General features: G+C 69.9%; 7 protein-coding genes. 3 read left to right on the plus strand and 4 right to left on the minus strand.

Going from position 1 to position 7,991, the window contains the following annotated elements:
- Together AC31A1_RS41725 and AC31A1_RS41730 are read right to left on the minus strand one after the other, a co-directional pair.
- Positions 1-404, minus strand: a 404-nt coding sequence (locus tag AC31A1_RS41725) for a DUF5336 domain-containing protein (protein ID WP_489658300.1), incomplete at its 3' end; no start/stop codon positions are given.
- An 86-nt stretch (positions 405-490) separates the two neighbouring features.
- Entirely contained in the window at positions 491-1,405 is a 915-nt protein-coding gene (locus AC31A1_RS41730) for an N-acetylmuramoyl-L-alanine amidase (protein ID WP_489658301.1), read from the minus strand.
- Between the two features lie 113 nt (positions 1,406-1,518).
- On the opposite strand from AC31A1_RS41730, the gene AC31A1_RS41735 reads away from it, so the two are divergent.
- Positions 1,519-2,496 carry an alpha/beta fold hydrolase gene (locus AC31A1_RS41735; RefSeq protein WP_489658302.1) on the plus strand — a complete coding sequence of 326 codons (978 nt, stop codon included), beginning with the start codon at positions 1,519-1,521 and terminating at the stop codon, positions 2,494-2,496.
- 2 nt (positions 2,497-2,498) lie between these two features.
- Here the strand turns inward: AC31A1_RS41735 and AC31A1_RS41740 are convergent, their stop codons facing one another.
- Together AC31A1_RS41740 and AC31A1_RS41745 are read right to left on the minus strand one after the other, a co-directional pair.
- Positions 2,499-3,149 carry a class I SAM-dependent methyltransferase gene (locus tag AC31A1_RS41740; RefSeq protein ID WP_489658303.1) on the minus strand — a complete coding sequence of 217 codons (651 nt, stop codon included), beginning with the start codon at positions 3,147-3,149 and terminating at the stop codon, positions 2,499-2,501.
- A gap of 197 nt (positions 3,150-3,346) precedes the next feature.
- Positions 3,347-5,080: an MFS transporter gene (locus tag AC31A1_RS41745; RefSeq protein WP_489658304.1), complete on the minus strand. Its 1,734-nt coding sequence runs from the start codon at positions 5,078-5,080 to the stop codon at positions 3,347-3,349.
- Between the two features lie 199 nt (positions 5,081-5,279).
- On the opposite strand from AC31A1_RS41745, the gene AC31A1_RS41750 reads away from it, so the two are divergent.
- Both AC31A1_RS41750 and AC31A1_RS41755 read left to right on the plus strand, forming a co-directional pair.
- Positions 5,280-6,491 carry a lipid-transfer protein gene (locus AC31A1_RS41750; protein ID WP_489658305.1) on the plus strand — a complete coding sequence of 404 codons (1,212 nt, stop codon included), beginning with the start codon at positions 5,280-5,282 and terminating at the stop codon, positions 6,489-6,491.
- A 101-nt stretch (positions 6,492-6,592) separates the two neighbouring features.
- Positions 6,593-7,991 (plus strand): DHA2 family efflux MFS transporter permease subunit (locus tag AC31A1_RS41755; protein WP_489658306.1); only part of this gene is annotated, 1,399 nt, incomplete at its 3' end.

The raw sequence follows: 7,991 nt of genomic DNA on the forward strand, positions 1-7,991 counted from the left end.
GCCTGGAGGGCGGGGACGAGAGGGGTGGCGATGGCGCCGCCGGCCATGACGAGGGCGGCGATGAAGCCGAGGATGAGGCCGGCGCCGGCGCTGACGTTGTCGCCGACGTCCACGAGCGTCCAGAACAGGGCCCATGCGGTGAGAACCGTGAACGCCACGCCGACTGTCCCGAGGTCCAGGCCCACGATCTTGCGCGGCTGCGGCAGACAACGGTTGACGACGATGAGAGCGGCACCGATGACGCCGCCCATGTAGGTGCCGAGGCCGTTACCGAGGCTCGTCCACGCGGTTACGTTCAGGTCGAACCCGTTGGCCGTGTAGAACTTGAGGAACGACGCGATGAAGAGCAATACCGCTGCTCCGATCACCACGCCGTCGCCTCGTGTGAGGGAGCGGATATTCACTTCAGGTCCTTCGTAGGTCGTCTCGTCGTCGGTTGACCCTATCGTCCACCCTGTCGGGGTGTCCGCTCGGATCAGCCCACTGATCGCTACCCGCGCAGGAAACTCACGATTCCCTCAGAGATCCCCTGCGCCGCCTTCTGTCGCCAGGCGCCGTTCGTCAGCAGTGCAGCATCCTTGCTATCGCGCATGTTGCCGCACTCGATGAACACCTTGGGAACCGTTGACAGATTGAGACCGCCCAGGTCCTTACGCGTGACGAGACCGGTGCCTTCGCCGATGTAATTGGAGAACTGTTCGCCCGTCGCGCGACGGTAGTCGCCCGCGATGCCCTTCCCGAGGGTGGCCGAGGGGCCGACGATGGCGCGGGTGTCGGCGCCGCCCGCGTGCACGGAGCCCGGCAGGATCACATGGAAACCCCGGTCGCCGACCGGTGCGCCATCGGCGTGGATGGAGATCGCGGCGTCCGCGTGCGCGTCGTTCCCGATCCTGGCCCGCTGGTCGACGCACGGCCCCCAGGACGGCGAGTCACCGTCGTGCGTCAACTTCACCGTGACGCCCTGCTTTTCGAGGATCGCCTTCAGCCGGTGGGACACGTCCATCGTGAACTGGGCTTCCGTATAACCCGCGTTGGTCGACGTCCCGGTCGTGTCGCACTCCTTCCAGTTCGTGCCGATGTCCACCTTGCGGTTGATCTCGGCGCTGTGCTGGAAGTTGGTGACGTTGTGCCCCGGGTCGATGACAACGACCTTGCCCTTCAAGGGGCTTGGCCCCGGCGGCTTGTCGTCGTTGGACGCGGTGCCCGTAGGGGACACGGGTGCGCTGGACGAGGCGGCAGAGGCGGAGGACGCGTTGCCCGAGCTGTCGCCCGGGCCGCCGACGGCCTCGTACACGAACCACCCGATCAGCGCCCCCGGGACCAGCGCGGCCAGCGCCACGGTCAGGGGCCCTCGGCGGGGGCGGCGGGGTTGCGGAGGATCGAAGTCCGGACCTACGTACGACACGGAAGCCACCCTAGCTGCCTCTATGGGCGGGTTTGCTGAACCGGCAACAGGAGTCGCGCGCCGTCGCGCCCCCGACGGACGATCGAAGGACCAGCCCCCGTCCCGGAGGACTCATGACCATGGTCAAGGACGTCACGCACCGACTCGTCCCCACCGCCGCAGGCCGCGTCCACCTCGTGGAACAGGGCACCGGCCCCCTGGTCCTCCTGGTCCACGGCTTCCCGGAGTCCTGGTACTCGTGGCGCCACCAGCTCCCGGCGCTGGCCGCGGCGGGCTATCGCGCGGTCGCCGTCGACGTACGCGGCTACGGCCGCTCCTCACGCCCCGACGACGTGTCGGCGTACCGGATGCTCGACCTGGTCGACGACGCCGTGGCCGTCGTGCAGGCGCTCGGCGAGCAGTCGGCGGTGATCGTCGGCCACGACTGGGGCGCGGGCATCGCGGCCCACTCCGCCCTCCTCAGGCCGGACGTCTTCCGAGCCGTAGGCCTGTTGAGCGTCCCTTACGCGCCCCGCGGGGGCCCGCGCCCCAGCGAGATCTTCGCGGGGATGGGCGGGGACGAGGAGTTCTACGTCTCGTACTTCCAGGAGCCGGGCCGGGCGGAGGCAGAGATCGAACCGGACGTGCGGGGCTGGCTGGCAGGTTTCTACGGCGCGTTGTCGGCTGACACGATGCCCCGACCCGGCGCCCCCGACCCGCACTTCGTGAGCAGGGACGGCGGCACCCTGCGCGACCGCTTCCCGACGGAGCCGCCCGCCTGGCTGGGTGCGGACGAACTGGACGTCTACGCGGGGGAGTTCGAACGCACGGGCCTGACGACCGCCCTGAACCGCTACCGCACCATGGACCGCGACTGGGAGGACCTGGTGGCCTACGACGGCGCACCCATCACCCAGCCGTCCCTGTTCCTGGGCGGCTCCCTGGACGCGTCCACCACCTGGCTGTCCGACGCGATCGCCGCGTACCCGGTGACCCTGCCCGGCCTGCGCGGCTCGCACATCCTGGAGGGCTGCGGCCACTGGATCCAGCAGGAGCGCCCGGCGGAGGTCAACCAGCACCTGCTCAACTGGCTGGCCAGGCTGCCGAGTTGACCTCAGATACCGGTACCGGTGCGCCGTAGGACACGCAGGGAGTCCGTCGCCGAGACCTCCGTGAACGCGCCGGACTCCAGTGCGCGGAGATACACCCGGTACGGGGCCTGCCCGGTGAACTCGTCCTCCGGTTCCGGGAACACGTCATGGATGACGAGCAGCCCGCCCTCGGCGACATGGGGCGCCCAGCCCTCGTAGTCCCCGTTCGCGTGCTCGTCGGTGTGCCCACCGTCGATGAAGACGAGGCCGAGGGGGCTGCCCCAGATCCGCGAAACCTGCGGCGACCGCCCGACGAGGGCGACCACGTGCTCCTCCAGCCCGGCCTTGTGCAGGGTCCGCCGGAAGGTGGGCAGGGTATCCATCAGCCCGATCTCCGGGTCGACGGTCTCCGGGTCGTGATACTCCCACCCCGGCTGCTGCTCCTCGCTACCCCGGTGATGGTCAAGGGTGAGCGCGGTGACGCCGGCCTCGCGGGCGGCGTCGGCGAGAAGGATCGTCGAGCGTCCGCAGTACGTCCCGACTTCGAGAAGGGGGAGGCCGAGGCTTCCGGCTTCTACGGCGGCGGCGTAGAGAGCCAGTCCCTCACCGGCCGGCATGAACCCCTTGGCTGCCTCGAACGCGGCGAGGATCTCGGGCTTGGGTGCCAGGGGCATGTCGGTTCCTTCAGTACTGGCGACTTGTGGGCGCGGCCAGGCTACGGCTTTTAGGGGCGCGGGGCTGTGTCGATTTGCGGCTCCGCCGCGCGGGCGCGCCCCCCCGCCGAACAACCCGACGGGGGTACAGCGGCGTTTTAGGGGCGCGAGGAACTGCGCGACCAGCCCCCACGCACCCGCAGACGACGAACGACCGACTACGCGCTAACGGTCTCGCCGGGCAACGAAAGATCCAGGTCAACCGCGACGGAGTCCCCCGCGTGCGTCGCAGACGAGGCCAACGGACCGTGCCCCGCAGCCCGCGCCGCCAGCACATACGCCCCCTGAGACGGCACAGCGAGCACGTAACTCCCGTCCTCCTCGGAGAGCGTCGCCCCGGCCTGCCGCCCCCGCCGATCAATCAACGTGACCTTCGCCCGGGCAACAGGCGAACCGTCGGCGCCCAGAACACGCCCCCGGAACCCCCGCAGAACCTCCTCGGCCAACTCAAGGTTGGCCTCCTCCTCGCTGCTGAAGTTCAACTGCGGAGCCCGATTCGGCTTGGGAAGGAACAGCGCCATCAGCAGGCCAACGGCAACCGCACCGGTCGCGATCAGGAACGACACGTGGAACCCGTGCATGGTCGGGATGGCAACCCCGTTCACATGGTTCGCGGTGTTCGCCAGCACCATCCCGATCACCGCACTGGAGACGGACGTACCGATGGACCGCATAAGGGTGTTGAGCCCGTTCGCCGCACCGGTCTCGGACGCCGGCACCGCCCCCACGATCAACGCGGGAAGCGACGAGTACGCGAGCCCGATCCCCGCACCGAGGACGACGGCGATGACAAGGGACTGCCAGGCCGCACTCATCAGGCCGAGGCCGGCGCCGTAGCCGATGCCGATGATCAGCATGCCGAGGATCAGGGTGACCTTGGGGCCGTACTTCGCCGAGAGACGAGCGTAGACGGGGGCCGTGAACATCATCGTCAGGCCGAGCGGCGCGACCAGCAGACCGGCGGTGACCATCGACTGGCCGAGGCCGTAACCGGTGGCCTTGGGCAGCTGGAGGAGCTGGGGCAGGACGAGGGAGACGACGTAGAAGGAGACGCCGACCATGATCGAGGCGAGGTTGGTGAAGAGGACCGCCGGGCGGGCCGTGGTGCGCAGGTCGACCAGCGGGGCCTTCAGGCGCAGCTCCATCACGCCCCACAGGAGCAGGACGGCGGCGGCCGCGGCGAACAGGCCGAGCGTGGTGCCGGAGGTCCAGCCCCAGTCGCTGCCCTTCGTGATGGGCAGGAGGAAGAGGACGAGACCGGCGGAGAGACCGATCGCGCCGAGCACGTCGAAGGTGCCCTGCGCGCGCATCGGGGACTCCGGTACGACGAGGAGGGTGAGGCCGATCGCGAGGACACCGAGGCCGGCGGCGCCGTAGAACAGGGCGTGCCAGTCGGCGTGCTGCGCGACCAGGGCCGCGAGCGGCAGCGCGAGGCCGCCGCCGACGCCGATCGAGGAACTCATCAGGGCCATCGCCGAGCCGAGCTTCTCGCGGGGCAGCATGTCGCGCATCAGGCCGATACCCAGCGGTATCGCACCCATCGCGAAGCCCTGGAGCGTGCGGCCCGCGATCATCGTGAGCAGGTCGCTGGTGAGGGCGCTGACCAGCGCTCCAACGACCATGATCGACAGGCTGGTGATCAGCATCCGGCGCTTGCCGTAGAGGTCGCCGAGGCGGCCCATGATCGGCGTGGCGACGGCTCCGGAGAGGAGGGTCGAGGTCAGGACCCAGGTGGCGTTGCTGGGCTCGGTGCTCAGCAGCTGCGGCAGGTCCTTGATGACCGGGACGAGCAGGGTCTGCATCACCGCGACAACGATGCCCGCGAAGGCGAGCACCGGCACGACGGCGCCGGACGGCCTCCGTGCGGGCTGGTCGGTCGACGTGTGCGTCATTGAGTGAGGCCTCCAGGCCTGAGAGGGGGGAGCCGATTGATCCGTATTGATCCGTGCGGATAAGTGCACGGTAAACCTCGTATGCACGGGCAACTATTCCGATGCTTCGGCGTACTAACGAATCCTTGACCGGCCCATGAATATCTGACCCGCCGTCAGGTCTGGTCATTCACTGGAACGTGTTCTAATCTCGCCCGCCATGAAGGCCTATGTCGCAGGCGTCGGGATGACGAGGTTCGAAAAGCCAGAGACCCGGGAGTGGCAGTACTGGGACATGGTCCGCGAGGCGGGGAACGCCGCCCTCGCGGACGCCGGGATCTCCTACGCCGACGTAGAACAGGTTCCCGTCGGCTACTGCTTCCAGCCCTCGACCGCCGGCCAGCGCGCCGCCTATGAACTAGGTCTCACCGGCATCCCCGTCTACAACGTCAACAACAACTGCGCCACCGGCTCGACCGCCCTGATGCTGGCCCGGCAGCTCGTCGAGGGCGGCGCTGCCGACTGCGTGCTGGCCCTCGGCTTCGAGAAGATGAAGCGAGGCTCGCTGGGCGGGGGAGCGGATGGCGGCGACTTCTCCACCTCCCCCGTCGCCCGGCACTACGGCGTCATGGCCACCCGCCACGGCTTCGAGATGACCCCGCCCACCGCCCAGATCTTCGGCGACGCGGCCCGCGAACACATGGAGAAGTACGGCACCACCGAGGCACAGCTCGCCGCCGTCGCCGCCAAGAACCACCGGCACTCCGCCCACAACCCGTACGCCCAGTTCCAGGACGTCTACGACGTCGACGACATCCTCGCGGCGCGCGTCGTCCACCACCCACTCACGAAACTCCAGTGCTCACCGACCTCGGACGGCGCCGCGGCGGCCGTCGTGGTCTCCGAACGCTTCGCGGAGCGGCGGGAGTTGGGTGCGGGTGGGGGTACGGGTGCGGGCTCGCTGGTCGAGATCGTCGCCCAGGCGATGACCACCGACACCGAGGACTCCTTCGCCTCCGGCTCGTGCATCGACGTCGTCGGCCAACCCATGTCCCGGGCCGCCGCCCGCCAGGTCTACGAACGGTCCGGACTCGGCATTGACGACGTGGACGTCGTAGAACTCCACGACTGCTTCTCGGTCAACGAGCTGCTGACGTACGAGGCGCTCGGCATGTGCGAGCCCGGGGAGTCCGGGAAGCTCGTCGAGTCCGGGGGGACGACCTACGGCGGGCGGTGGGTGGTGAACCCGTCCGGCGGGCTGATCTCCAAGGGGCACCCGCTGGGAGCCACCGGGATCGCCCAAGTCGCCGAACTGGTGTGGCAGTTGAGAGGGACGGCGGGGGAGCGGCAGGTGCCGGGCGCCGAGGTGGGACTCGCGCACAACATCGGGCTGGGCGGGGCCGCCGTGGTCACCTTGCTGCGGGCGGTGTAGGTCCTGTGGTGTAGGTCCTACGGGGGCTGTGGTCTAGGACCTACGGCCGTCCCGCGACCCGGGCGAAATGCCGATGCAAGGGGCACGGGCCGGTTGAGAGGATGACCACCATGCCCCGAGCCGCTGACGTCTCCCGAATATCCCGCCTGTTCCCCCGCGGCGCCGCACCGCCCGCCTGGCTGGTCGTGGCCCTCGCGTGCGCCGGGCAGTTCCTCGTCGTGCTCGACGTCTCCGTCGTCAACGTGGCACTGCCGTCGATGCGGACCGACCTCGGGATGAGCGCGCCCGGGCTCCAGTGGGTCGTCAACGCGTACGCCATCGCCTTCGCCGGGTTCATGCTCCTCGGCGGACGGGCCGGAGACCTCTACGGCCGCAAGCGGATGTTCCTGGTCGGGCTCGCGCTGTTCACCCTGGCCTCGCTGTGCGGCGGACTGGCCCAGGACGGCTGGCAGCTGCTGCTCGCCCGGGCCGTCCAGGGGCTGGGGGCCGCCGTGCTGGCACCCTCGACACTCACCATCGTCACCTCGGCGGTCGCGGAGGGCGCGGCCCGCGCCCGGGCCATCGCCACCTGGACGGCCGTCGGTGCCGGAGGAGGGGCGGCGGGCGGACTCGTCGGCGGGGTCCTCGTGGACACCCTGTCCTGGCGGTGGGTACTCCTCATCAACGTGCCCGTCGGCGCGGTCGTCCTCCTCAGCTCCCTGCGCCGGCTCCCGGAGAGCCGCGCCGGAGACCGGCGACGGCTCGACCTGCCCGGCGCCGTCCTGGTCACGGCGGGGCTCGGCGTCCTGGCATACGGCATCTCGCAGACCGAGGCCGAGGGCTGGACGGCGCCGGGCACCCTGGTGCCGCTGGCCGCCGGACTCGCGCTCATCGCGCTCTTCCTCGTCGTCGAAGCGCGTACGGCTGCTCCGCTGATGCCGCTCGGACTGTTCCGGGCGCGGGCGGTGTCGTCGGCGAACGCGGCGATGTTCCTGTCCGGCGCCGCGATGTTCTGCATGTGGTTCTTCATGACCTTGTACGCGCAGAACGTGCTCGGGTACACCCCGCTGGAGGCGGGGCTCGCCCTGGTGCCGAGTTCGCTGGCGGTCCTCCTCGGCTCCAAGTCGGCACCCCGCTTCATGCCGGTGCTCGGCGCGCGCAACGTGGCCGTCATCGGGACACTGCTCGCGGCGGTGGGCTTCGGCTGGCAGTCCCTGATGACCGCGCGGGGCGACTACCTGACCGAGATCATGTTCCCAGGAATCCTGATGATGCTGGGTGCGGGTCTGACGGCCACACCGCTCGCCGCGCTCGCCACGGCCGGGGCCGCGCCGGGGGAGGCCGGGCTGGTCTCCGGGCTGATCAACACCTCGCGCACGATGGGGGGTTCGCTGGGACTCGCCGTGATGTCGACGATCGCGGCGGCCCGTACGGCGCGTGCGGCGGGCGGCGGTGGCGGCACGCCGGAGGCGCTGACCGAGGGGTACGCGCTGGCGTTCCGTACGGGGGCGGGGGTGCTGC

The sequence above is a fragment of the Streptomyces sp. P5F9 genome (assembly GCF_057961495.1).

Excerpts from the sequence above, each read along its gene's own strand:
- AC31A1_RS41735 (WP_489658302.1), top strand. The coding sequence starts at position 1,519 with ATGACCATGGTCAAGGACGTCACGCACCGACTCGTCCCCACCGCCGCA.
- AC31A1_RS41740 (WP_489658303.1), bottom strand. The coding sequence starts at position 3,149 with ATGCCCCTGGCACCCAAGCCCGAGATCCTCGCCGCGTTCGAGGCAGCC.
- AC31A1_RS41745 (WP_489658304.1), bottom strand. The coding sequence starts at position 5,080 with ATGACGCACACGTCGACCGACCAGCCCGCACGGAGGCCGTCCGGCGCC.
- AC31A1_RS41750 (WP_489658305.1), top strand. The coding sequence starts at position 5,280 with ATGAAGGCCTATGTCGCAGGCGTCGGGATGACGAGGTTCGAAAAGCCA.